Below are 25,234 nucleotides of genomic sequence, written 5' to 3'. Positions count from 1 at the left end.
CAAACCCGCTGTCGCGCCGCGTCTTCGAGGACCACGGCACCGAAGCGGCTTCATTGGGTGCTGCTGCCCGCGGTGCCGGGCAGGTCCCGGCATTGGGACCGGGCGTAGACGAAGGCGTCGTTCGAGACGCCGACAACGCTGGCGTACGGACGCTCCATCTCGTGCAATGCCAAGAGCGCCGATCCGACCACGATGCCGAGCAATGCGGTCATCACCACGCTGCGCCGAGTGAACGCTATGCCCGACAGCACCGGATTCAGCAGCACCAGCACCGCGCCGAAACACACTGCGACATAGAGGAATACGGGGATGTTGCGCTCCTGGTCGAGGGCGCGATCGTAGCGTGCGTGAGCGACCTGATCCAGGCCCGACAGCGCCCGCGACCGCGCATCGGTGACGACCGAATCCGGCGACCGCAGCGATACCACGGTGTCGCGCAGCGTGCGGAGGGTGGCATCGGCGGCGTCGCTGAGTCGGCCCTGATCCCGCATCAGCGGCCACTCCGAATCGATCACCTGACCGACATAGTCGCGCAGCAGGTCCTGGACTTGCTGCCGCTGCGGCGCGGGCATGACCTCGGCGGCCCGGTAGGTGTCCAGCAGGCCCTTGGTCTCGGTGACGGTGTGGTCGTGGGCGCTCTGGTGCTGTTGCCAGCAAACCACGAAGACGAAGGCGACCACCGCCGTGAAGAAGGTCTTCGCCAGGTCCAGCGGCAGTGTGCCCGAGGATTCATCGCTGATCCGCCGCCAGGATTTCGGTCGCAGCCGATCCCCGACCAGGAAGATCACCACCGCGATCAGCGCGGCACCGCAGGCAACCAACAACTCTCGGGCCATCTGGCTCCGTTCTCGGTCGGGGCGGATCGGACTGCTTCTCAGTGATGGCGTGCGTTTTTTCAGCGCGGCGTGGGCGGGACAGACGCCAGGAAAAATCTATAGCAAATCATCCGCTAACATCCCGAAATTCCGACATTTCGACCGCGCGGGTCGTGGCCGAGCCCTTCGGCAGGGTGAGAACGCCCGCGGTGCACACGATCGCGAGGGCGAAGCAGGCGAGGGTGTACCAGGGGTTGCCGATGGGATCGCCGTCGCGGGTGCGGCCGTGGGTCGCGTCGAGGAAGTCGGGCAGGGCGGTGAGCCACAGGACCGCCATGACGACCAGGTAGACCACGCTGTACCCGCGGACGAAGTCGTTCGTGTAGGCCGAACCCGAGGGGCCCTCTCGGCGCAAGCTCGCCCAGCGCCGGTACAGGGTCGGGATCGCGACGATGGTGACGGCTACCAGTTCGAGGGCGTAGATGGTGCCGCGAACCGTGGTGCTGCCCGCGCCGAGCACGGTGGCCGGAAGCGGCAGAATGAAGGTTCCCAGCGAGGCCAGCAGTCCGATAACTATTGTGCGCCAGACCAATTGAATACCGGAGAACCGATCCCCCCGATCCTCGTGACGGCCCACGAACCAGTACACGCAGAACGCCAACGACATCGGCCACAGTGCCGCGAACACCACCACGCTCGGCAGCGGCACCGAATCGAACATGGGTTGGTTGAGCGAGTTCGAGGTCGACCACTCCCACCAGCGCAGCTGCGGGCCGATCTGATCGAAGATCTCGTAGAAGGCGTGGTGGACGAATCCGACACAGGCCGCGCCGATCACCGCACCGTGCGTCCGGAAAACGCCCAGCATGCGGACGATTTCGTAGGCGAGGGTGGCCATGAACGGGTAGATCGCCACGATATAGAGCGGCAACCGGCCCCACAGGAAGTCCACCGTGAACACATTGTGGGCGAACATCGTGTCCACATGGCCCGAAATCCCGAACGCCGCAGGGAAATACAGGGGCGGCTCGATAATGAACAGGTACGCGGTCGCGCCGAACCACAGCACCAGATTGGTGGGATCGCCATGACGGCGCAGCCGGACGATGGCCAGTACCAGGGCGAGCACCGATCCGAGAATCACGGTCGTCTCCAGCACCGGAAGCGTCCAATTCTCCAGTGCGAAGGGGTTTCTCACCTCGATCAGCCCGCCCGCGCTGTCACACGAGAACCCCAGCGAATGGGCCAGCTGGTCGAAGGTGGGTGCGCAATGCTCGGCCATCAGTTCGCCTCCGCCCCGGTCGATGCCGCGGTGTACCAACGGGTTACGTCGTATCCGTCCCGATAGCGTTGGAACCACACATCCGCCAGCGCCGGGGTCTGCTCGTGCGCGGGATCGTGTTTGGGCAACTGGCTGCGGATGATTCCGCGCAGCGCGATGAGCTGTTCGCCCAGCGGCAGGGTGTCGAACGCGCGCGGCCCGGGACCGTTGTCGGGCACCGCAAAGCGCGGCAGCACCTTGCCCAGCCGCTGCTGGTAGCGGTAGGTCGCGAACATCGACAGCGCGTCGATCTTCCGATCCTCCAGTGGCACATGCTTATTGAACCCCGCACAGGCGATCCGCACCATGCGCAGCACATGCCGGAAGATCGACGGCGCGACGCGCATCCGATACAGATCGCTGCCCACGAGCGAGTCGAAGATGATCAGCGCCGAGCTGCGGTGCTCGACCTCCTCGACGAAATGCCAGATGAACAACGACGCGACGCGATCGTCGCCGGGGCGGAACAGCGTCGCCTCATTGTCGAGCATCAGCTTGAAGACCGAGGTGAAGGTCGCCTCCAGATCGGCGGTGTAGGCCAGGCGGTACTTCAACGGGGTGTTCGCGGTGAGCTTGTCGAACTCGCCGACCACCTCGTCGAGGGTCTCCTGCAGGCCCGGGTAGGCGCGAATCAGGCCCCGCACGTGCTGGCGGTGCGCGGTCGAATGCTGGCCCTCCTGCCGCATGAAGGCGTCGGCCTCCTCGGCCACCTCCGGATCGGTGAACAGCGGCTTGGCCTGCGTGATCATCTGCACGATCATCTTCTCGAATCCGATGGCCAGGAACGAGACCGCGTTGGCCATGCTCGAGAAGGCCGGGTTCTCGGGGTTCCAGAGGAACGGCACGTCGTGTTGTTCGAACGCGAAAGTCAGCTTCCGCACGATCAAATCCGTCATTTCGGAGATACCTCGTCTTCGTGAGGGTAGGTGCGGTGAACATACAAACATACATAGACGCGTTCAAGTGTATGATTTGAAAACCCTGCTCAGTGGGCCTGCCATACCGGTTGACACGCCGGTGCGTGTTACGGTCTGGCCGTGGCACGAAGGCGCGGGTGGGGCGGCAGTCCGCCGGAGAACGATGAGGAGGCGAGTCGTCGAATCGTCGCCGCCGCAGTCGAATTGATCGCGCGCACCGGCGCGGAGATCAGCATCGCCGATGTCGCGGAATCGCTGGGGGTCATTCGGCAGACCGTCTACCGGTACTTTCCCAGCGCCGACGCGCTCATGCGGGCCTCGGCCATCGCCTCGGTGGACGGGTTCCTGGATCGACTGGCCGCGCGGGTGCGCGGGCTCACCGATCCGGTCGAAGCCATGACCGAGGGTGTGGTCTACACCCTCGCGGAGGTGCGCCGCACACCGCATCTCGGGATCCTGCTCGCGGCCACCTACTCCAATGCCGACCCGGCCGGGATCACCTCCGAGGAGGCGCAGGCCTTCGGCATCACCATGATCAAACGATTCGACGTGGACTGGCGGCACTACGGCTACGACGACGAATCTCTGCGCGAGCTGGTCGAATTCCTGTTGCGGACCATGCAGTCGTTCTTCATATCGCCGGGTAGCCCGCCGCGCAGCGAGGACGAACTGCGACGGTATCTGCGGCGCTGGATGGGGTCGGCCATCATCGCCCAGGCGAGCGCTGTGACCGGCGCCCCACAACGCGGGGCATGATCGCGGGGAACCGGTAGCTAGGCTGGTCAGCCGTGCCCGGATTGCGGACTTTGGAGGTTCCTCGCTCCCGCGCAACGCTTTTCGCTCTGGCGCTGAGCGCGGCGGTGGCGTTGACCTTGGTGTTCACCACGGTCGACCCCTGGCTGGAGAAGGCTGGAATCCTGGCGGGCGGGCTGGATGTGCACATCTACCGCGAGGGCGCGTGGCGGTTGTTGCACGGGCATTCGCTGTATACGGACGAGACCGTCGGCGGGCTGCTGTACACCTACACGCCGTTCTCGGCCATCGTGTTCATGCCTGGTCTGGCGGTGTCCGCGGCCTGGATCACCGATGCGTTCTTGCTGGTGAATCTGGGTGTGCTGTATGCCTGCGTCTTGATGAGCTTCCGCATGCTCGGATATCGGCTGACCGGGCGGCTCGCGAGTGTGGCTGCGCTGCTTGCCCTCACCTGCGTTTTTCTGGAGCCGGTGCGCACCACGCTGTTCTACGGGCAGATCAATCTGGTGCTGATGCTATTGGTGCTCTGGGATTTCTCGCGTCCGGAGGGTGCGCGGTTGCGGGGGCTCGGGGTCGGGGTGGCGGCCGGGATCAAGCTGGTGCCCGCCTTTTTCCTGACGCAGTATCTGGCACTGCGCCAATGGCGTTCGGCCGCGACGGCGACCGCGGTGCTGGCGGCCACGGTCGCGCTGGCGTGGCTGGTCTCGCCGAGTGATTCGCGGCAGTACTGGTTCTCGACCTTCTTTCACTCCGATCGCATCGCACCGGATACCGAACCGGCCAACCAGTCGATTCGCGGTGTGCTCGCGCATCTCAGCGACGGTGCCTCGCCGATCTGGCTGTGGCTGCTGCTCGCGGGCATGGTCGCGGGCGCGGGTGTCGGGATCGCCGTGGCGCTCTACCGGCGTGGTGAGCATCTGCTGTCGGTGACCTTGACCGGCATGACGGCGTGCGCGGTCTCGCCGTTCTCCTGGGGACATCACTGGGTGTGGTTCGTCCCCCTGCTCGTTCACCTGGTGCACCGGGCGCAGACCCGACCCGCATGGTGGATCGCGGCAACGTTGCTGGTCATCGCCACCGGTGCCTGGACCTACCAGTGGACCCCGGATTTCGCCTCGGTCGGCGTCTTCGTCCTCCCCAAGCCCTGGCACACCGAGCCCATCCTCGAGAACGCCCATGTCCTCGTCTTCTTCCTGGCGCTCGGCTACGGCCTGCGGGTTGCGTGGAGTGCGAACCGAGCGCTGGATCACACCGCGGCGACCGCTAGAGTGCTGGACGGTAGCTGTACGTAGTTCGAGGGCTTGGAGAACGCGCATGTCTTCGGACGAGTTGAAACTTCCCCTGCCCTCCCTCGGCGACTTCGTCGAATTCCATCGCAAACGCCTCGGGCTGACCCGGGAGCAATTGGGAAAGCGCGCATTCCTTTCCGCGCGGACCATCCAGAAACTCGAGCGTGGCGAGCAGACCGGGCTGAGCCAGCCGACCCAGGAATCGCTGGGGCGTGCGCTCGGGCTCACCACGCCGGTCGAGTTCCGGCACCTCGACGACCTGACCCGCGTACACATTCCCCGGCCGTGGTTGACCGAAGGCATGCGAACCGAAGTCACCGCGGCCGAACGGGCGATGCTCGATGATCTGATGCCGCGCCCGGCCGCGTACTGCAACTGGGCCTGGGAGGTCATCGCCGCCAACGATGCGTACGAACGGCTGTTCCCCGGGCGGGTCGCCGCGGCCAATCTCGCGTACTGGTTGTTCGGCCCGATCGGCCGCGAAATCATGATGGACTGGCCGACCGAGAGCGCCAATGTCGTCGCCCGAATGCGGAGCATCATGGCGTATTTCGGCAATCCGGAGATCGGGTTGTCCCTGCTGCGTGGACTCCAGGACGATCGCGACTTCGCGCGTCTTTGGCTCACCCGATGTGTCGGCATGGATCGAGGTGTGGACGAGCCACAGTACGTCTGGACCGATGCGGGTCCTGTCGGTGTGACCATGCAGTTGCAGTCCCTCCCCGCCACACGGGAGTCCCTCCACCTCTGCGTGGCCGTGGTCCGCCCCTACACCGGCCCGATCCCGCGCGTTGACCCTATTTAGGGTCACTCGCTCAGCTTGTCTGCAGCTATCAAGTCCGCTTTACTCATTCACGGCCGGGCGCAAGTCTTGCGGGACCCGCCCTGGCCTGCGGATGTGTAGGTCTCCCTTCGTATTTCAGCGCACCGACGCCCCATTGGGGTCGAGCCGTCGTGCGGGTTGTGGCAACCACACAGTGTGATCCGGGCGGTGCCGTGGAGGGGACGGCATCGCCGGGACATCCGTCCAGTCTTTGGCTACGAATAGAGGATCAGCACCAGTGGGGGTTTGGATCGAACCGACTGGTGGGTCATTGAAATTCGTATAGTCACGAAGGAGGACAGGCACATGATTCCGCACTTCATCGGTGACGTCATCGCCATCGTGAACGGCGTTCTCGGGATGCTGCTCGTTCCGTAGCACCGCGAGGCCCGGGGCGGGAGCGCGCCGCCCCGGTGCCGCGGTATGCCACGCGGGCTGTCGGATCGCTGGCTTTGCTCTCGAGTGCTACCGTGCCTGCGAGTCAAGGAGGGCACATGGCACTGAAAAACGTTGTGGCACAGATCAACGGCGCGATCGCGGCGCTGACCGAACTCCCGGTGATCGGTCCGATCATGGGGCGCGGGTTCGTCGTCATCACCTACACGGGTCGGCGTTCGGGGAAGACCTTCAGTACCCCGGTCAACTACCGACGCAAGGGCGACGAGATCCTCATCGGCGTCGCCATGCCCGACAAGAAGAGCTGGTGGCGCAATTTCCAGGGCGAGGGCGCGCCGATCTCCTTGCGCCTCAATGGCGTCGATCGCACCGGGCACGCGGTCACCGACCGCGCCAACGGCCGGGTCACCGTGCGCGTCAAGCTCGACACGGCTGCCTGAGGCCCGCGCGAACCGCATCAATACAGTGGCCGCATGGACATCTGTGTGTTTCTGTCGGCGGCCGACCTCGACGAGCGCTACACCGGGCCCGCGCGAGAATTCGCGGAACTGCTCGGCAAGGGCGGGCACACGCTGGTGTGGGGCGGCTCCGATGTGGGGCTGATGAAGGTCGTGGCCGACGGAGTGCAGGAGTCCGGCGGTCGGCTGCTCGGGGTTTCGGTGGAGTTCCTGCGCGCCAAGGCGCGGGTGAACGCCGACGAGATGGTCATCGCCGCCGATCTGGCCGAACGCAAGGCCAAGCTGCTCGGATTGGCCGACGCGGTCGTCATCATGGTCGGCGGCACCGGGACCCTCGACGAGGCCACCGAGATCCTCGAGATGAAAAAGCATGGGCTGCACCGCAAACCGGTGGTGTTGTTGAACACCGCCGGTTTCTACGACGGGCTGCTGACCCAGTTCGAGCGCATGGAGTCCGAGGGCTTTCTCCCGGTGCCGCTCTCGGAGCTGGTGTATTTCGCCGACAATCCGGCCCACGCGCTCGAGTACCTCGAGCGCGTGGTGGGAAAGCCCTGATCGGCGGCCGATTCTCATTGCCAGCCGGGCGGGACCGTGCCAGCCTGGAGGGCAGCGGGAATGCGCGTCGAGGGAGGCAGCCGTGAGATCCGAGGCAGGACTCGAGGAGCGGTCGGCGCTGCGCGTGACCGTCGATTTCGCCGATCCGGCGCACCGATCGCTCGGCATCGGCTGGTCCCTGGACGCGGACGCGGACAGGCGATTCGAGTCCGCCCGCATCTTCCTGGTGGCCCTGCGCGACGAGCCCACCCGCACCTACCTGGGCTTGGTCGACTGGCAGGACCGCACCTCGATCCAACTCCCGGACACCCTGCCCTCCGGCGTGTACGCCATCGACATCGACGCCTACGGCAGCGCCAGCTGGGGCGACGGCCGCCTCGACGCCCGCGGCCGCAGCGCCACCTTCACCATCGACTGAGGTCGCCGAATCACCTCACCGCAGCGACCGGCCCCAGCAAGTCGGCCACCCGCAACAGCTGCGCGGCATACATCGGAATCTGACCAGGGTCGCGAATCTTGTCGTAAGTCCGTGTGTAGGTGAGCAATTCGTTTCCGACCAAACTCCACTCCGGTACCGCTCCGGCGACGTGGGCCTGAACGAGCCCGGGTGACACCATGACTTTGGCGTGCCGCGCGTCGAAGGCGTCGATCCGGAAGCGGGAATCGAACAGGGCGTTGCCCGTCGCGGTCGCCGCGTCACCGAACAGCGCCCGCCCGAACTGGGACACCAGGCCGCGCCGGTGCACCGCCAGCCAGGGGTGCGCGCGGTCCATCTGGACCGCCACCACGATGTAGTGGTGCCTGGTGGTGGTCTCGGAATCCCCTGAGCCGGACCGCGTCACGTACGAATACTCGGTGACCGTCACCCAATGGCCGCCCAGCCGCGCGGTCAAACTGACCCCGAGCGCCCGACGGTGCCGTCCGGGCAACCGTCCCAGCCATGGCACGCGCGGGTTCACCTGGTACATCCAACCGTTCGCCATCGCCCACTCCCGGATTCGTGTCCGCCGTTGCTGCTCGGTCACATTCGCGACGCAGGAGACAAGGATCACCAGGAACACCGGAAGCGCGATCACGGCGAACAAAAAGACGATCGCAAACGTGAACCGTCCCACCGGGGACTCCCTTCTGTCGGTTGCCGACAGCTTTCGTAAGCGACCTTCCAGTTCGCTTAACGGATGTTTGGGGGCGTGGTCGTAACCGGTCTGCTTACTATCGGGTGGGGCGACGAGTTCCCGTACCGATCCGAAAGCGGCTCTCCTTCATGAAGGTTCACCACCTGAACTGCGGCACGCTGCGGCTGCCCTTCGCGACCCTGGTCTGTCACGTGCTGCTCGTCGAGACGGCCAAGGATTTGGTGCTCGTCGATGCGGGATTCGGACTGCTCGATATCGCCGATCCCGCGACCCGGCTCGGTGTGCCGCGCTATGTCAATCGGCCCACGCTCGATCCCGCGCAGACCGCGGTGAACCAGATCCGCGCGCTCGGCCTGGACCCGCGCGACGTCCGGCATGTGATCGCCACTCATCTCGATTCCGACCACATCGGCGGCCTGGCCGACTTCCCCGATGCCACACTGCATCTCACCGCGGCCGAGGCGTTGGGCGCGATGCACGCCCCGACGCGTGCCGAGCGGTATCGCTACAACCCGCTGCTGTGGGCGCACGCAGCGAAGATCGTCGAGCATCAGGCCGAGGGCGAGAGCTGGCGCGGATTCACCGCCCAGGAGCTCACCGATATCGGCCCGGGCATCGTCCTGGTCCCGATGCCCGGCCATACCCGCGGCCACACCGCGGTCGCCGTGGACGCCGGGGAGCGCTGGGTGTTGCACGCCGGGGACGCCTTCATGCACCCGGGGCGGGTCGACGGGCGGACCCCGGTTCCGGTGTTGCACAGCCTGATGGAGAACATGCTGGCCCACGACCGCGCCCTGGTGCGCGACAACCATGCCCGGCTGGCGCATCTCTACCAGTCCAGCGGCCCGGATCTGCTGATCGTCTGCGGTCACGATCGGGGCATGTTCGAGCATGCCGTCGCCACCGCGTGATTCGATATATTTCAACAACTTGTTGAATCTCATGACCGGGTCTTGTTGAATGTGACCCGTGACCAACCCGACCCGGATTCGCATCACCTGGCCCGCCAACCAGCTGACCGCCACCCTCGACGACACCCCCACCACCCGGGCCCTGGTCGCGGCGCTGCCGATCTCGTCCAGCGCCAGCACCTGGGGCGAGGAGGTCTACTTCGAGACCGGCGTGAGCGTCCCGCGTGAACTGGACGCACGCCAGATCGTGGATCCGGGCACCGTCGCCTTCTGGACCGACGGCGACTCCCTCGCCCTCCCGTACGGACCCACCCCGATCTCCCACGGCAACGAATGCCGCCTGGCCAGCGCCTGCAATGTGCTCGGCGCGTTCGACGGTGACGCGCGCCTGCTCGCCACCGTCCGCCCGGGTGACCCGATCCGCGTCGAACTGGCCTGATCCCGCGCTAGCGGCCTGGGCCGCAACCCCATTCGATAAGACCCCCGCGTCCGCACCCGTTATGCTGCACGGCGAACCGCCGCGCCGGGAACAGGGGAGCGGGGGAGGATCGAGGGGAGCGGCCGGAGGTCTCGGCCGCGCAACGGAAGGGCAAAACAGGATATGCGGGGAGGATGGGCCAAGCGGGGCCTGCTGGGCGCCGCGGTGGCCGCGATGCTGCCGTTCGGGGTGGTAGCCGGACCGGCTGCGGCGGATACGAATCCGAACGCCTTCGACTTCTATGTGGATTCGTCCATGGGGTCGGTGAAGACGCGAATCGTGCGGGCCGCGGACGGCAATACCGATCGGGTGGTGTACCTGCTCGACGGTGAACGCGCGCAGAACGATTACAACGGCTGGGAGATCCACACCAGCATTCCGGCCGCACTGGCCAAGTTCAATATCAATGTGGTGATGCCGGTCGGCGGCGAATCCAGCTTCTATCAGGACTGGGACGCGCCGAGCAGCTTCGGCGGCGTCAATCCGGACGCCAACCTGTTCCCCAGCCGGGATTCCGGTTCGGCGGTGGCGGGGTGGGACGAGACCTCGGGCAAGTCCTACACCTATCAGTGGGAGACCTTCCTCACCCAGAATCTGCGCGACGCACTGCGAGATCGGCTGGGCTTCAGTGACTCTCGCAATGGCGTCTTCGGATTGTCCAGCGGCGGCAGCGCGGCGCTGCTGATGGCCGCCTACCACCCGGACCAGTTCAACTACGCCGGTTCGCTCTCGGGCTACCTCTACATGTCCGCACCCGGCATGCGGGACGCGCTGCGCCTGGCCCTGCTGGCGGCGGGCGGCTACAACATCGACTCGATGGCCCCCGCGGGCAGCGCCAAATGGGCGCGCATGGACCCGTACGGGTTCGTGGACAAGCTGATCGCCAACAACACCCGCATGTACATCGCCGCGGGCAGCGCGATTCCGGCCCAACAGGACCTGTCCTCCACCGACGCCGTCATCCAGGGCATGCCCCTGGAAGGCATTGCCCTGGCCAACACCAAGGCCTTCCAGTCGAAGTTGCAGGGCCTGGGCTACGACAACGTCAGCTACGACTTCCCGAGCATCGGCGTCCACAACTGGGGCAACTGGGAGCAGGTGGCCAACCGCATGCTCCCCGACATCGCGCAGCACATCGGCAAGCCATTGCCCCCGGGTGCACAGCCGCAGCCCCCGGCCGACGGCCCCGGCGGCGCACCGGGCGAACAACCCGCCGGAGCCCCGGCCCCCGGTGGCGCTCCGCAGAACTGAGGATTCTCGAACCGAAAGATCCGTCGCTGCCCGACATCTCGGCCAGCGGCGGATCTTTTCGCGATTAGGACCAGGGTTCGGGCCGCTCGGTGACCATCGACCCTTGGCGGTGCGATGGGGGAGTGGTGGCATTGGGGTATGCGAAGGCCGAGAAGTGGGCCGGGGGAGCGGGTTCTCGTGGTGGGGGCCGGTGTGATCGGGCGCGTTTACGCGGCCCGACTCGCGGCGGCGGGCAACGATGTGCGGTTGCTGGCGCGCGGTGCGGCTCTGCGGGAGCTGTCCGAACGGGCCGTCGTGCTCCGTAGCGGCGGTCGACTGCTACAGCAGTCGGTAGCCGTGGTGGATGTGCCCGAAGGCGGCTATGACACCGTCCTGTTGGCGGTGCGGCGGGATCAGTTGGACTCTGCCGCAGGGTGTTTGGAGTCCGTCGATTGTGAGCGGGTGGTCACGCTCGGCAATTGCCCGCTCGGTGTTCCCGAGTTGCGGGCGCGGCTCGGCGATCGGATGGTTGCCGGATTTCCCGGTGTCGGTGGCTTTTTCGACGCCGACGGGGCTGTCGAGTACGTGCCGATCCGGCAGCAGCCGACAATGCTGGAACGGGCAGGGGGACGCGAGTCCGGTGTGGTAACGGCCTTGCGCGGTGCGGGATTCACCGTGCGGACCAGTGGGCGGATGGTGGACTGGCTGGCCACCCACGCGGTGTTCGTGGTGGCCATGTGCGAGGCGTTGGATCGTGCCGCCTATTCGGCACCCGGGCTGGCCGATGATCCTGCCACGCTGTCCGCGCTGGTGAACGCGATACGCAGCGGCTTCCGAGGCCTGCGTGAGCGAGGCATCGTGGTGACACCGCCCGCCTTGGCGTTCCTGTTCACCAGAACGCCAAGGAGTTTCGCGGCGGCGTACTGGAGTCGCGTGTTGCGCGGTCCGGTCGGAACGGTGGCGCTCGCGCCGCATGCCCGTGCGGCCCGGGATACCGAGATCGCCGCATTGCGCGCCGATGTGGCGCGCCTACTGCCGCTCGGATCGGCTCCCGGGCTGGATGCGTTTCTGCGGGTGGACGCTAGCGACTCTGGGTTGGGTCCGCCTCGGCCTTGATGGGCTGGTCGTTCACCCAGCCCCACCGATCCTCCACGCGCACACCGACGGTGGCGGCGGGGGCGTCGACATACGGTGTGAGGCGCTGGAGTTCGCCCCAGTCTCGGGTCCAGTCGTGGTTCAGGTAGGCCGGGATGGGTTGGGACTTCAGGAGTAGGTTCATCCAGCCGAGCGGGCCGCCGCCGGAGTCGCCCTGCCAGGTCTCGGAGACCTGGGAGTTGAGCTTGTCGGGGAGGATTCGCCAGGTCGGGAGTTGAGCCACGCCGTCGCGGTGGTCGAGGGGGTGTTGGCAGGGGAAGGCCAGGCCGACATGGAAGTCGGTAAGGACCGGGGAGTCGTGGCCGACCACCGAATCGAGGGTGGACAGGTGGGGCAGGCGGGGCGGGGTGAGGGCCAGCCATTGCTTGCCGGTGGGGTCGTCGGATTTTGCTACGAGGCGGATGGCGTTGGTGCCATTGGGGATTCGGTCCAAGGGGATCGGGAGGTTGCGCCAGCCGGGTGCGCCGCCGACATTCGGTGGGGTCAGGTCGCCCAGAGGCTGGATGGTCCCGTCGTCGGTGCGGTGAGCGAATTCGAGACGGAGTTGGGCGCCCTCGATCTTGTGGTCGCCGTCTTGGGCGGCGATGTGTCCGGCGACCGTCAGGACCAGCACGTGGTAGGTGGAATCCTTTTGTGCCGCAGCCAGATCCATGGTGTACCACTGGGTGGTGAGGTGGGTGGGTTGCGGTTGGCCGGTGGTGTAGCTGCCCAGGATCGGGGTGCGTTTGGGGTCCAGGCCGTAGGGGAGGGCGACGGTGCTGCCGTTGATTCCGGGTTCGGGCTTGGGCTTGTCGGCGGGACCGCCGCCGGGTGGGGGAGTTGGCTTTTGGCCACCGCCACCGCCTGGGCCCGCGCCCTCGGGGGCGAGGTCGCCGACACCATTGGCGGTGAAGCCGCTGTTGTCGGCGGCGAGGCCGTCCGCGGGGGTGCCGGTGTACGGCTGGAGGAGGGAATCCTCTGGCTTGGTTTCCACGAGAACGTCGTCGGCCATGGCACAGGGATGTCCCTGTAGCGCACGGAGATTGGACAGGGCGACCGAGTACGCGGGGTACTGGGACCAGGCCGCGGAGGCCATGGTGCCCAGCTCGAACAGCACCACGATCGCCGCCGCCAACGTCAGCGGACGGATGGCGATTCGGTCGAAAGGCATGGCCGCAGAACTGTTCTGCCGGTACGGCTCGCGGTAGTACTGCCAGGCCGCGACGAGCAGGCACAGCGCACCGAGGCCGAAGATCAGCGAGGCGATGCTCACACCGCCCAGCAAGGGCGCGCGGTCGGGCCAGCGGACACCGTAGCCGGAGACGTACCACCAGCCGTTGGATCCGGTGAAGCAGAACGCCACCAGGAACAGCACCGCGGCCGCGAAGATCGAACGCAGGTAGCGGACTCGAATGCCGTTGCCGCCCACCGCGACCGCCGTCACCGCCGCCAGCGCGGCCGCCAATCCCGCGTAGACGCCGAAGTGGTGGGTCCACTTGGTCGGGGTGAATGCCATGAGCAGCGGTGACAACGCGGCGATGCCGAGCACCCGGGCCACCGGACCGCGCGCGGTATCCGGAATCCGACCGCCCTTGCGCAGCACCACGGCGAAACACACGCCCAGGCACAGCAGCATGGCCAGGACGCCGAAACGGCGCGACAGCGAGCCGTCGGGAGTCAGCGAGAGCAGTGAGATCCAGCGGGTGGGCTCATCCGGCCAGGACAGATTGGGGCCGACGAGCTTTCGCACCCGCGTGGCCTCCAGCACCGAGGCGAAGGTCTGGTCCGCGAACACGACCGTGAGCACCAGCGTGCCCGCCGTCAACACCGGCGCGATCCGCGCGAGATAGCCCAGCACGCGCCCGGATTCGGTCCGGACCTGGGTCACGAGAATCGCCAGGACCCGCCGTGAACCGGCGAAAAGCGCCGCCAGGCAGATCAATCCGGAGGGACCGGCCGCCAGCGAGAACGCCGCGATCAGCACCGCGACGGCGGCGGGCAGCAGGCGTCGGGTGGCAATGGCGCGCTCGATGGAGCACCAGGTCAGCAGTGCGCCCAGGGCGATGAGGGGTTCGGGTCGCAGGCCGTTGTTGTAGGGCAGCCACATGGCCAGGAACACCAGGGCGGCGGTCCAGCGCGCCCCGGCCCCGGTGCGCACGCGGGAACCCAAGCGCGGGAGCACTTCCCGGCTGATCACCCACCAGCACAGGATGCCCGCCAGTAGGGCGGGCACCCGCATCCACAGGCTCGCGTCGGTGAGACGGGTCATCTGCGCGAGCAGTTCGTAGGGCCACCCGAAGGGCGCTTCGGCCACCCCGTACCAGCGGTAGTAGTTCGCGGTGTATCCGGCGACCTTGGACACTCGCGCCATGGTGAGGATGTAGCCGTCGTCGGACGTGTTGGCCCCGATCACATGCCACACCCCGAGCACGATCAGCACGACCGCGTCGAGGGGTGTGATGCGCCACCAGCGCGCGGGCAGGAACCGGCGTCGGCGACGACCATCGGCCGCGTCGAGGAGGTACAGGCAGACCAGGGCGATGAGCGTGCACAACGCGGCACCCACCATGGCGGCCAGCTTCAGCGCGCTCGGACTCGAGGAGAAGCGTGAGTCGATATCGGCGTGCAGGGTGGCGTCGCTGAGCCGGGTGCGGTCGAGATCGGTGTACACACCGACGATTTCGGGCCGCACGTCTTTGTCGAGCGTGGTCCGCATCGGGGTGCCGTCCGGGCGCTTCAGCCCCGTCAACTCGGCCGTGGTGGCGGTAGCGGTCGAATGCACCACGAGCGCACCGCAACCCGAGTGCGGCGCGATGGTGGGCGTCGCGCCGGAACCCGCACCCGGGCCGATCGCCGTGCTCGCGCCGGGATTGTCGCTACTGGCGGGCGGCGCGGGCGCATCGGCCGGAGGGGTAGCGCCGGGCGGAGGAGTAGCGCCGGGCGGAGGTGTCGAGCCCGGTGGGGGTGTCGCGCCGGGTGGCGGAGTCATCACTCCCGCAGGCGGTTTCGCGCCCGCGGGTGGGGTCGCACCGGACGCGGCATCCACGCCTGCAGGAGGCGTCGCGCCAGAGGGGAGACTCGCGCCGGAGGGAGGGTTCGCGCCGGAGGGAGGATTCGCGCCGGAGGGAGGTGTTGCACCTGGCGGAGGTGTTGCGCCCGCAGCCGGGGTCGAGCCGCCCGGTGGTGTCGGTCCGGCGGAGGGATTCGTCCCCCCGGGGGCGGCGGTCGGGCTCGGTGCCGGGGTGGCGGTGGTCGTCGGCGTGAGGCTCGAGGGCGAGGTGATGGCCGGATCGGAAGCCGTGCCGACCCCGGTCATTTCGAAGACCGACGCCGTCAACAGCGGAATGCTCCGCAGCGTGACCGACAACGTGCGCCCGGATCCCGGCTTGTCCTCGATCCTCGCGATCAGCCCCTTGGCATCCGCGCCGGGTGCCTGCGTCGGAATGGTCGAGAGCACGGTCCCGCCCGCCACATCCCGCAGCACCGCGCACGGCACGCTCACATCCAGCGTCAACGGCACGTAATCGACCAGCGGCGCGGTCATCTGAACCGTCTGCGCCTGCGGCCAATCGATACTCGCCCGATCCTGCCGCACCGGCAGCAACGGCGTGAGCACCGCCAAGACAACACCGAGCACCCCCGCAATGAGGGCGATCAGTCGAATTCGGAAATCTCCCCCGGAAACTGAACGCACGAACGCCGATGCTAGCCACAACCCCGCCGAAACTCACCGCCGAACAACCGGGCCGGTACGTACGCACCCGTCGTGCAGCGGTCGAGGTCCCTTGCTCCTGGAGGGTCTCGGCGCAGTTGAGGGGCGAATTGGGAGGTGTGCTCTATCGTTTGAGCGGGCATTCGGTGGGGTAGATCCTGTACGCGGAATCGGACTTCGGGAGTCATGATGGCGGAGGTGCTCGACGGCGGAGCGGTGCGGACCCTGGTGCCCGCGCGAATAGATCGGTTGCCGTGGTCGAGATTTCATACCCGCCTGGTGGCGGCGCTCGGGGTGGCGTGGATTCTGGACGGTCTCGAGATCACGGTGGCCAGCGCGGTCGCCGACACCCTGACCAAATCCGAGACGCTGCACATGTCCTCGACCGCGGTCGGACTGATCGCGACGGTGTATCTGGCCGGTGAGGTCGTCGGCGCGCTGGTATTCGGAAATCTCTCGGACCGATTGGGGCGGCGAAAACTGTTCCTGGTCACCCTCGGCGTGTATTTGGTCGGAAGCGGGCTCACCGCCGCCACTTTGGGCAATGGCGCGGGCTGGGTGGCATTCCTGTATGTCACCCGTTTCGTCGCGGGCACCGGTATCGGTGGTGAATACGCGGCAATCAACTCCGCCATCGACGAGCTGATTCCGGCGCGATATCGCGGCCGCGTCGATATCGCGGTCAATGGAACGTATTGGGCCGGAGCGATTATCGGCACCCTGGGCACCTATATTCTGCTCAATCACATGAGCCTGTCGCTGGGCTGGCGGCTCGGCTTCCTCATCGGCCCGGTCTTGGGCCTGGTCATTCTGTTCGTTCGCAGGCATCTGCCGGAGAGCCCGCGCTGGCAGATCATGCACGGGCGGGCGCGCGAGGCCGAGGCGTCGATCGAGGAGATCGAACAGGATGTGGCGGCGACCGGGGTGAAGCTGCCACCCATCGACGAGTCCAAGGCCATCGACGTCAAACCGACGGACAAGATCGGCTACTACGCGCTGACCCGGGTGCTGTTCCGCGAGTATCCGCGCCGCGCCATCCTCGGCGCGAGTCTCATGATCAGCCAATCGTTCCTGTACAACGCCATCTTCTTCACCTACACGCTGGTGCTGGGCAAGTTCTACGGCGTGCCGTCCGGCTCTACGCCCATCTACCTCATCGCCTTCGCCATCGGGAACCTGGTCGGGCCGCTCACCATCGGGCACCTCTTCGACACCATCGGCCGCCGCCGCATGATCGCGGGCACCTACATCATTTCCGGTGTGCTGCTGGCGGTCTCGGCGGTGCTGTTCTACGCGGGCGTCCTCAACGCCATCACCCAGACCGCCTGCTGGTGCGTGATCTTCTTCTTCGCCTCGGCGGGCGCGAGCTCGGCCTATCTCACCGTGAGCGAGATCTTCCCGCTCGAGGTGCGGGCCAAGGCGATCGCCGTATTCTTCGCCATCGCACAGTGTTTCGGCGCGCTCGGGCCGGTCATCTACGGCGCGCTCATCGGCGACGGCTCGCATCCGGTGCGCCTGTTCCTGGGTTATCTGCTCGGCGCGGCCGTCATGATCGCGGGCGGGTTGATCGCCCAGTTCCTGGCGGTGGACGCGGAAGGGCGTTCGCTCGAGGACATCGCGCTACCGCTGGCCTCCACCCGACGCCGGGAAGGGCCGACCCGCGCCGAGGGTGCGGGCGCGCCGTTCTCCACCTGAGTCCGGCTCGCCCGCAGGCGATCTCAGCCCGTGACCGACTTCATCCAGTCCACGACCTGGGCGTGATAGTCGCGGGTATTGGGCGCGAGGTTGATGGCGTGACCGCTATTGGGCAGGACGTAGGTCCGCAGCTTCGCGTCGGGGGAGAAGTACGGGTGCTCCTTGCCGTACAGCGTCGCCGTGTCGGTGCAGGTGCTGAAGCCCGGTCCGCAGACCATGCGATCGCGGCTGCCGTCCACGATCATGACCGGGACGGTGATGAAGCTGGACATGCCCGGGAGGGTGGACAGCAGACCGTCGGGATACTCGGTGAGGGAGAAGGTTTCCTTGTTGGCCTCGTCGAGTGCCACCACCTGGGGATCGGGATCGATGCCGTAGAAGTCGGCGGCGCGGGTGCCCGGGCGGGTCACCAGATAGCCGGGATCGTAACCGCGACCGGCGAATTCGGGATCATTGACGGCCTGATAGTAGGTGCTGATGACGCCCAGCACGTCGGGGACGCTGAGGGTGTGCGAGTAGCCGGTGAGCAGGATGCCGTCGACATCGTGGTAGCTGGTGGCCTCCATGATGGCGGTGCCGGAGGTCAGCGAGTGGCCCGCGGTGACCACCTTCGCGAAGGGCGCGTTGCCCGCCAGGCCGCCGCGCAGGGCCTGCACCATGGTGTGCAGGGATTCCGCGGTCTCGGTGGCGGTGAGAGTGAAACTGAGCGGTCGGCTACTCGCGCCATTGCCGAGTCGATCCGCCACCAGCGTCGCGTATCCGGCGGCATTCATGGCGCGCCGGAAGTTGTAGGTCTCCGGCTGATACGGGAAATCCCAGTACAGATGGTTGTAGTTGGAGCCGGACTCCAGAATCATGACCGTGTCGGCCGGACCGTCCGGCAGGCACAGGGTGCCCGCCACGGTGCCCTGCGGCACCGGGAAGGTGACATCCTGGCAGTGGTCCGCCGGTGCCGGATCGGCATGGGCGAGACCGGGGGACAGGCACAGCAGGGTCGTAGCCGCGCAGGCGGCGAACGCCCGGAACGAGGTGCGCACGTTATGAATTCCCTTGGCTGAAGTCGACTTCCACGACATTGTCGGCGACCGCGCCCGCCACCACCTCGAGGGCACGCGCGTCGACGGGCGCGTAGCCCAGCCGCGCCAGCGTGCGGTAGCGGTGCTCACTGTCGGCGTCGCGCATGGCGTGTTCGAGGTCTTTCTCGGTGTCGTACAGCGTGATCGAGAACATGGTCCCGTCTTGCTCGTCGAGGAAGAAGAAGATTTGGCGGGCGCCCGGATCCGACATGGCGTACGGGACGACCTCACCCTGGATAATGGGAAGACTGGCCGCGAGCAACTCCGGATCGGCGGGACATGACGCCTTCATCAAACGGGCATAGAGCTTCTTCATCACCGAATCCCTTCCCAGGAGCGGTTCTGAGTTCCGGCCATCTTCTGGCGAATGACGATACCCCACACGAAGTTCGGCGACCTGCTCATTGGGGAACGTGGTTGAAGATCTAACATGCATCCCATGGGCGCGCGAAATGTGCACTTCGTCGGCAGCTTTCCGGCCGAGAGCACCGATGATGCGATGCGGGCGATGCTGGATGGCGCGGGCTCGCGGCTGCGCACCCTTCCGACCGGGGAGGTCCGCCGCTACGAGTGGTACATCCAGCCGATCCTCGACGACCTGGTGGCGCAGGGGGCGCTGGAGGTCAAGCGTGAGGGCTCGTGGATGACCAGCCACGAGCGGACCATCCACCGCGCCGCGCGGGGCGTCGAACTGACCGGCGACATGATGGAATTGGGCTACCTGGGCGAGGCGCGGGAGGCGCTGCCGATCTTCCGGACCCTGCGCGCCGAACGGGATCTGCCGGAGCTGTCGCTACAGATCGGGATGCCCACCGCCTTCACCCTGGCATTCATCGCCATGGGCGTGCGCGGGGTGCGGCGGCATCGGAAGGCCTTCCAGGACGCCAGCATTCGCGATATCGAGGCCATTCGCGACCTGGCGGGCGACGATGTGGTGGTGCAGCTCGAGGCCACCGCCGAAATGGTGCTGATGGCCCGGACGCAACCGCTGCACCGGTGGGTCGACGCCGCTGTGGGGCTGGGCCGCGGCATTGCCGAGATGGCCGCGGCGACTCCGCCGGGCACGCGCATTGGCGTGCACCTGTGCCTGGGCAGCATGAAGAACAAGGCCCGGACCACATTGCGTGATACCCGGCCACTGGTGGCACTGGCCAATTCCATTGCTCGTCAGTGGCCTTCGGGGCGGACCCTGGAATTCATCCACGGCCCGCTCGCGGCCGGAGATATCCCGCCCTCCACGCGGGCGGACTTCTACGCACCCCTCGCGGGTCTGGAACTGCCCGCCGGGACCCGCTTCTACGCCGGGATGGTCCACGAAAGCCCCACCGAGGCAGAGCAAATCGAGACGCTGCACCTCATCGAGACCGTCGTTGGGCGGCCGGTGGACGGTGTGGCCAGCGCCTGCGGGCTGGGCCGCCGCCCGCGCCCCATCGCCGACGCCCTGGTGGCCCGCGCCGATCTGCTCGCCAGCGCGGGCTGAGGCTGCGACCCGCGCGCGGGCCGCGACCGCGGGTCAGTTCTTGCGGCCGATGCCGCAGAGGACGACGAGTTTGGTTGCGCGTAGGTCGCCTTCGAGCCATTCGTTGGCGGGGGCGAGGCCGGGCGGCAGCATCTCCAGGCCCTCGAAGAAGTGAGCGACGACATCCGGTGGGCGGAAGTCGACCTGGGCCGGGCTGCCGACGGTGTCATTGCTCGAGGTGTTCTTGAAGAACGGGTGGGTGCTGGTGGAGGCGTGCTGGATGGCCAGCAGGCTGCCGGGTGCCATGACATCGCGTAGGCGGGCGACGGCCTCGAACGGCTTCTCGTCGTCCATGACGAAGTGCAGGACGCCGACGATCAGGAAGGCGACCGGCTGCGAGAAGTCGATTCCCGCTTCGCTTTGCGCCAATTCGAGAAGTTTGTCGGGTTCGCGAATGTCGGCCAGGATGGGCGTGACCCCCGGCGCGCTGGACAGCAGCGCGTTGCTGTGCGCGAAGACCACCGGATCGAAATCGATGGAGGCCACGATCGCCGAGGGCTCGATCGACTGTGCGATCTCGTGCACATTGGGTGAGAAGGGGATGCCCGCACCGATATCGACGAACTGGCGGATACCGGCCTCGGCCGCGATGCGCACCGCCTCCATCAGGAAACGCCGACTGTGCCAGGCGGTGTCCTTGGTATCCGGGGCGACCTGAAGCATCCGATCGCCGACCAGACGATCCGCGTCGTAATTGTCCTTGCCGCCGAGCATGTAGTTGTACACACGAGCAGGGTTGGGCCGGAACGGGTCCACGCCAACCGGTGCTCGATTGCCTTCAGACACCGCACCTCCTCGACATCCCCGCCGATCGTAACAATCCGGGGCGCTCGCCAGAGGAAAACGCGCAGCTTGACGGCAACCTCCCAGGGATTGCCGCGCTACACAATTCGACCGTTCGGTCGCCTCAGGTGATTCGGCGCGGCCGACCGGTCGGGATGGGTGGACGCCCGCCGAGGGTGGCGGTGAGCGCCGCGGCCGTCGCCCGAACCGGCACCGCCAGCTCCGACCAGATCCGCCCGCATTCGGCGGGTTCGTCGCTCGATTGGCGAGGATCTCTGCCCGGGTCGGGGCAGTGGTGGCGAATGGTGACGCCGATGGCGGCGATCGGGCGGCTGCCGTGATCGAAGACCGGGGCGGCGACGGTGGCGAAACCGGCTGTGACATAGCCGTCTTCGACCGCCCAGCCGCGCTCGCGCTCGGTCTTCAGGAGCCGTCGCAGGTGACGCAGGTCGCGGGGGCCGCGGGCGGTGCGCATGGGGAACGCGGCCGGGCCGGGGAACAGGGCGCGCACGTGCGTCGGTTCCAGCCGGGCCAGCATGGCGCGGCCGGTGGCGGTCAGATGCGCGGGCAGCCGCACCCCGACATCGGTGACCAGCGTCTGCGGGCGCGCGGGACGCTGTTCGATCAGGTACAGCGACTCGTTGCCGTGCAGGATCCCCAGATGCCCGGTGCCGCCGACGGTGTCGACGAGTCCGCGCAGCAGCGGCGCGGCCACCCGTTCGAGAGGATCGCCCCGCCGATACGCCGCGCCGAGTTCGAAGGCGGCCAGACCGAGTCCGTACTTGCGTTCGGCGGCCAGATAGGTCACGTATCCGGCGGCGCGCAGCTCGCCCAGCAGCTGGTAGGTGGAGGATCGGGGCAGGTCCAGTTCGCGGGCGATGAGCGCGGCGGGGACCGGGTGCGGACGCTGGGCCAGCAGGTCCAGCACCCGCAGACCGCGCCGCAACGCGGGAATGTCACCACCCATACTGTCTGAAATACCAGACGAAACCCGGCCGTGGGTGCTCGATCCGGACGGCCCGAGGCGCTGGAATGGTGCCCATGACGCGAATCGGAACCGAGCGGGTGCCGGTCGGCACGGGACCGCTGAGCCGCGCGGCGGTGGTGGCGGTGGCCCGCTTCGGCGCGGGGGTGGAACTGGCCCCGGACGCGCTGGCCGAACTGGCCCGGGTGCGGCGGCATATCGACGAGCTCGCCCACAGCGACCGACCGGTATATGGAGTGTCGACCGGCTTCGGCGCGCTGGCCCTGCGCCACATCCCGCCGGATCGGCGAATCGACCTGCAGCGCTCCCTGATTCGCTCGCACGCCGCCGGGTCGGGCGCGCCGGTGGAGCCCGAGGTGGTGCGCGCCATGATGCTGCTGCGCCTGCGCACCCTGATGTCCGGGTACACCGGGGTGCGGCCCGAGACCGCGCGGGCGCTGGCCGGACTGCTGGACAGCGGGCTGATTCCGGTTGTGCCGGAATACGGTTCGCTGGGTTGCTCGGGTGATCTGGCCCCGCTCGCCGCGGTGGCGCTGGCGCTCATGGGGGAGGGCTCGGTGCTCGGGCCGAACGGTCCGCGACCCATCGCGCCGCTGCTGGCCGAGCACGGGCTCACGCCGATCACCCTGGCGGAGAAGGAGGGGCTGGCGCTCACCAATGGCACCGACGGCATGCTCGGCATGCTGGTGCTGGCTCTCGAGGATCTGCGCAGGCTCTTCGATCTGGCCGATCTCACCGCCGCCATGAGCGTGGAGGCGCAGTTGGGCACCGATCGGGTGTTCGCGGCGGACCTGCAGGAGCTGCGGCCGCATCCCGGGCAGGCGGCGGCCGCAGCGCGCATGCGGGCGGCGCTGGCCGGATCGGAGATCGTGGCCAGCCATCGCGGGGACGACTGCCCGCGCGTGCAGGACGCGTATTCGCTGCGGTGCGCGCCGCAGGTGCACGGGGCGGCCCGGGACACGCTGGCGTACGCCGAAACCGTCGCGGAGCGTGAATTGTGCTCGGCCATCGACAATCCCGTGGTGCTGTCGGACGGTCGGGTGGAGTCCAACGGCAACTTCCACGGCGCGCCCGTGGGATACGTGCTGGACTTCCTGGCCATTGCCATCGCGGATGTGGCCAGCATTGCCGAGCGGCGCACCGATCGCATGCTGGACGTGCACCGCTCGCACGGGCTGCCCGCGTTCCTGGCCGCCGATCCGGGCGTGGACTCCGGGTACATGATCGCGCAGTACACGCAGGCCGGGGTGGTGTCGGAGCTGAAGCGGTGCGCGGTACCGGCCTCGGTGGATTCGATTCCGTCCAGTGCCATGCAGGAGGACCACGTGTCCATGGGCTGGGCGGCGGCCCGCAAGCTGCGACGCGCGGTGGACGGGCTGACGACCGTGCTGGCCATCGAATTGCTCACCGCGGCACGGGCATTGGATTTCCGGGCACCGCTGCGGCCCGCCGCGGCGACGGGCGCGCTGCGGGATCTGGTGCGCGAGCGGGTGCCCGGGCCCGAACCGGATCGGCATCTCGCGCCCGATATCGCCGCCGTCGTCGACCTGGTGCGGTCGGGGGCGGCGGATCACCTTCTCGAACTGGGGGTTTCGTCATGACTCGAACCGTCCGCGCCGCACGGGGCACCGTGCTCACCGCGCGCAACTGGCAGACCGAGGCGGCCTGGCGGATGCTGCACAACAATCTGGATCCCGAGGTCGCCGAGCGGCCCGAGGATCTGGTCGTCTACGGCGGCACCGGCAAGGCGGCCCGCGACTGGCCCAGCTTCGACGCCATCTCCCGCACCCTGCTGGACCTGCGGGAGGACGAGACGATGCTGGTGCAGTCCGGCAGACCGGTCGGGGTGCTGCGCACCCACGAGTGGGCTCCGCGCGTGCTGTTGGCGAACTCGAATCTCGTTCCGGACTGGGCGAATTGGCCGGAGTTCCGGCGGCTGGAGGCGGCCGGGCTCACCATGTACGGGCAGATGACCGCCGGATCTTGGATCTATATCGGGACGCAGGGGATTCTGCAGGGGACCTACGAGACGTTCGCGGCGGTGGCGGCCAAGCGATTCGGCGGCAGTCTGGCCGGAACCCTCACGGTCACAGCGGGTCTCGGCGGAATGGGCGGGGCGCAGCCGCTGGCCGTCACTATGAACGGCGGTGTGGCGCTGTGCATCGAATGCAATCCGCGGCATGCGCGCAGGCGGGTCGAGACGCGGTATCTGGACGAGATCGCCGACGATCTCGACGACGCGCTGCGGCGTGTGCTCGCGGCCAGGGCGGAGCAGCGGGCGTTGTCGGTGGGATTGATCGGCAATGCCGCCGAGGTGCTGCCGGAGCTCCTGCGCCGCGAGGTCGAGGTCGATATCGTCACCGACCAGACCTCGGCCCACGATCCGCTGACGTACCTGCCGATCGGCGTGGCGCTCGAGGATTGGGACGACTACGCGAGCAAGAAGCCGGACGAATTCACCCGGCGGGCACGGGATTCCATGGCCATCCACGTCGGGGCCATGGTGGGATTCATGGATCGCGGGGCCGAGGTCTTCGACTACGGGAATTCCCTGCGCGGTGAGGCGAAGCTCGCGGGCTACGAGCGCGCCTTCGACTTCCCCGGCTTCGTCCCCGCCTACATTCGCCCGCTCTTCTGCGAGGGCAAAGGGCCGTTCCGCTGGGTCGCGCTCTCCGGAGACCCCGCCGATATCGCCGCCACCGACCGCGCCATGCTCGACCTGTTCCCCGAGAACGAATCCCTCGCCCGCTGGATTCGATTGGCGGGCGAGCGCGTCGCCTTCCAGGGCCTGCCCGCGCGCATCTGCTGGCTCGGCTACGGCGAACGACAGGCGGCCGGACTGCGCTTCAACGAAATGGTCTCCCGCGGTGAGATTTCCGCCCCGATCGTGATCGGCCGTGACCACCTCGACTGCGGCTCGGTCGCCTCGCCCTACCGCGAAACCGAGTCCATGGCAGACGGTTCCGACGCCATCGCCGACTGGCCACTGCTCAATGCCCTCGTCAACACCGCGTCGGGAGCCAGCTGGGTATCCATCCACCACGGTGGCGGCGTGGGCATGGGACGTTCCATCCACGCCGGTCAGGTCACCGTAGCCGACGGCACACCGCTGGCCGCCCAGAAGATCGAACGCGTCCTCACCAACGACCCGGCCATGGGCGTGCTGCGCCACGTCGACGCCGGGTACCCCGAGGCGGAGTCCGTCGCACGGGATACCGGTGTCCGTATACCACTGTGGGAGGGGTGAA

The 25,234-nt window shown here is 67.5% G+C and carries 23 protein-coding genes; 14 read left to right on the top strand and 9 right to left on the bottom strand.

All coding sequences use genetic code 11. The annotated features are described in order from the left end of the window. Window positions 1-50: 50 nt before the first annotated feature. From VMT40_RS16560 to VMT40_RS16550, 3 genes are all read right to left on the bottom strand, one after another. Window positions 51-836: a bestrophin-like domain gene (locus tag VMT40_RS16560; protein WP_326359091.1), complete on the bottom strand. Its 786-nt coding sequence runs from the start codon at window positions 834-836 to the stop codon at window positions 51-53. 106 nt (window positions 837-942) lie between these two features. Then, window positions 943-2,097 carry a hypothetical protein gene (locus VMT40_RS16555; protein WP_326359090.1) on the bottom strand — a complete coding sequence of 385 codons (1,155 nt, stop codon included), beginning with the start codon at window positions 2,095-2,097 and terminating at the stop codon, window positions 943-945. Next, the gene (locus VMT40_RS16550; protein WP_326359089.1) at window positions 2,097-3,032 is read right to left on the bottom strand and encodes a metal-dependent hydrolase; all 936 of its coding nucleotides are present in this window, start codon (window positions 3,030-3,032) and stop codon (window positions 2,097-2,099) included. Before VMT40_RS16550 ends, VMT40_RS16555 begins: the two co-directional genes overlap by 1 nt. A 141-nt stretch (window positions 3,033-3,173) precedes the next feature. Here VMT40_RS16550 and VMT40_RS16545 point away from each other — a divergent pair, with 141 nt between their 5' ends. From VMT40_RS16545 to VMT40_RS16520, 6 genes are all read left to right on the top strand, one after another. After that, window positions 3,174-3,809 carry a TetR/AcrR family transcriptional regulator gene (locus VMT40_RS16545; RefSeq protein ID WP_326359088.1) on the top strand — a complete coding sequence of 212 codons (636 nt, stop codon included), beginning with the start codon at window positions 3,174-3,176 and terminating at the stop codon, window positions 3,807-3,809. A 32-nt stretch (window positions 3,810-3,841) separates the two neighbouring features. Further along, window positions 3,842-5,098, top strand: a complete 1,257-nt coding sequence (locus VMT40_RS16540) for a glycosyltransferase 87 family protein (RefSeq protein WP_326359087.1) — start codon at window positions 3,842-3,844, stop codon at window positions 5,096-5,098. A 22-nt stretch (window positions 5,099-5,120) separates the two neighbouring features. Next, the gene (locus VMT40_RS16535) at window positions 5,121-5,900 is read left to right on the top strand and encodes a helix-turn-helix domain-containing protein (RefSeq protein ID WP_326359086.1); all 780 of its coding nucleotides are present in this window, start codon (window positions 5,121-5,123) and stop codon (window positions 5,898-5,900) included. A gap of 512 nt (window positions 5,901-6,412) precedes the next feature. Beyond that, window positions 6,413-6,754, top strand: a complete 342-nt coding sequence (locus tag VMT40_RS16530; protein ID WP_326359085.1) for a nitroreductase/quinone reductase family protein — start codon at window positions 6,413-6,415, stop codon at window positions 6,752-6,754. A 33-nt stretch (window positions 6,755-6,787) separates the two neighbouring features. Further along, entirely contained in the window at window positions 6,788-7,327 is a 540-nt protein-coding gene (locus VMT40_RS16525; protein ID WP_326359083.1) for a TIGR00730 family Rossman fold protein, read from the top strand. A gap of 82 nt (window positions 7,328-7,409) precedes the next feature. After that, window positions 7,410-7,745, top strand: a complete 336-nt coding sequence (locus tag VMT40_RS16520) for a hypothetical protein (protein WP_326359081.1) — start codon at window positions 7,410-7,412, stop codon at window positions 7,743-7,745. Window positions 7,746-7,755: 10 nt separating this feature from the next. On the opposite strand, the gene VMT40_RS16515 is transcribed toward VMT40_RS16520, so the two are convergent. Continuing rightward, window positions 7,756-8,442 (bottom strand): hypothetical protein, encoded by a 687-nt coding sequence (locus VMT40_RS16515; protein WP_326359079.1) that lies wholly within the window; start codon window positions 8,440-8,442, stop codon window positions 7,756-7,758. Window positions 8,443-8,591: 149 nt separating this feature from the next. Here VMT40_RS16515 and VMT40_RS16510 point away from each other — a divergent pair, with 149 nt between their 5' ends. The 4 genes from VMT40_RS16510 to VMT40_RS16495 all read left to right on the top strand — a co-directional run bounded on the left by VMT40_RS16510 (window position 8,592) and on the right by VMT40_RS16495 (window position 12,198). Further along, on the top strand, window positions 8,592-9,374 hold the full coding sequence (locus VMT40_RS16510) for an MBL fold metallo-hydrolase (protein ID WP_326359078.1): 783 nt from the start codon (window positions 8,592-8,594) through the stop codon (window positions 9,372-9,374). A 58-nt stretch (window positions 9,375-9,432) separates the two neighbouring features. After that, window positions 9,433-9,813, top strand: coding sequence for a cyclophilin-like fold protein (locus VMT40_RS16505; RefSeq protein WP_326359077.1), 381 nt, complete (start codon window positions 9,433-9,435; stop codon window positions 9,811-9,813). Between the two features lie 162 nt (window positions 9,814-9,975). Next, complete coding sequence (locus VMT40_RS16500; RefSeq protein WP_326359075.1) at window positions 9,976-11,103, top strand: alpha/beta hydrolase; 1,128 nt, start codon at window positions 9,976-9,978, stop codon at window positions 11,101-11,103. 138 nt (window positions 11,104-11,241) lie between these two features. Then, a complete protein-coding gene (locus VMT40_RS16495; RefSeq protein WP_326359074.1) occupies window positions 11,242-12,198 on the top strand; it encodes a ketopantoate reductase family protein in 957 nt (318 codons plus the stop codon). Here the strand turns inward: VMT40_RS16495 and VMT40_RS16490 are convergent. Further along, a complete protein-coding gene (locus VMT40_RS16490; RefSeq protein ID WP_326359073.1) occupies window positions 12,164-15,910 on the bottom strand; it encodes an arabinosyltransferase domain-containing protein in 3,747 nt (1,248 codons plus the stop codon). The genes VMT40_RS16495 and VMT40_RS16490 overlap by 35 nt on opposite strands. Before the next feature lie 207 nt (window positions 15,911-16,117). Between VMT40_RS16490 and VMT40_RS16485 the strand changes: the two genes are divergently transcribed. Continuing rightward, a complete protein-coding gene (locus tag VMT40_RS16485; RefSeq protein ID WP_326359071.1) occupies window positions 16,118-17,623 on the top strand; it encodes an MFS transporter in 1,506 nt (501 codons plus the stop codon). A gap of 23 nt (window positions 17,624-17,646) precedes the next feature. Here the strand turns inward: VMT40_RS16485 and VMT40_RS16480 are convergent, their stop codons facing one another. Together VMT40_RS16480 and VMT40_RS16475 are read right to left on the bottom strand one after the other, a co-directional pair. Further along, window positions 17,647-18,660, bottom strand: coding sequence for an alpha/beta hydrolase (locus tag VMT40_RS16480; RefSeq protein ID WP_326359070.1), 1,014 nt, complete (start codon window positions 18,658-18,660; stop codon window positions 17,647-17,649). Window position 18,661: 1 nt separating this feature from the next. Further along, complete coding sequence (locus tag VMT40_RS16475; protein WP_326359069.1) at window positions 18,662-19,015, bottom strand: hypothetical protein; 354 nt, start codon at window positions 19,013-19,015, stop codon at window positions 18,662-18,664. A 123-nt stretch (window positions 19,016-19,138) separates the two neighbouring features. Between VMT40_RS16475 and VMT40_RS16470 the strand changes: the two genes are divergently transcribed. After that, window positions 19,139-20,179: a hypothetical protein gene (locus VMT40_RS16470; RefSeq protein WP_326359068.1), complete on the top strand. Its 1,041-nt coding sequence runs from the start codon at window positions 19,139-19,141 to the stop codon at window positions 20,177-20,179. A 33-nt stretch (window positions 20,180-20,212) separates the two neighbouring features. Here VMT40_RS16470 and VMT40_RS16465 read toward each other — a convergent pair whose 3' ends face one another. Beyond that, entirely contained in the window at window positions 20,213-21,004 is a 792-nt protein-coding gene (locus VMT40_RS16465) for an SAM-dependent methyltransferase (protein WP_326359067.1), read from the bottom strand. Window positions 21,005-21,125: 121 nt separating this feature from the next. After that, window positions 21,126-21,968: an IclR family transcriptional regulator gene (locus tag VMT40_RS16460; protein ID WP_326359066.1), complete on the bottom strand. Its 843-nt coding sequence runs from the start codon at window positions 21,966-21,968 to the stop codon at window positions 21,126-21,128. Between the two features lie 74 nt (window positions 21,969-22,042). Between VMT40_RS16460 and hutH the strand changes: the two genes are divergently transcribed. Both hutH and hutU read left to right on the top strand, forming a co-directional pair. Continuing rightward, window positions 22,043-23,587, top strand: a complete 1,545-nt coding sequence (gene hutH / locus VMT40_RS16455; RefSeq protein WP_326359065.1) for a histidine ammonia-lyase — start codon at window positions 22,043-22,045, stop codon at window positions 23,585-23,587. Next, window positions 23,584-25,233 carry a urocanate hydratase gene (gene hutU, locus VMT40_RS16450; RefSeq protein WP_326359063.1) on the top strand — a complete coding sequence of 550 codons (1,650 nt, stop codon included), beginning with the start codon at window positions 23,584-23,586 and terminating at the stop codon, window positions 25,231-25,233. Before hutH ends, hutU begins: the two co-directional genes overlap by 4 nt. The last annotated feature ends 1 nt before the right edge of the window (window position 25,234 follow it).

The organism is Nocardia sp. CDC160 (genome assembly GCF_035818795.1).
Classification (GTDB): domain Bacteria; phylum Actinomycetota; class Actinomycetes; order Mycobacteriales; family Mycobacteriaceae; genus Nocardia.
The sequence above is the reverse complement of the archived record's forward strand: the minus strand, read 5'-3'. Positions and strand labels throughout refer to the sequence as shown.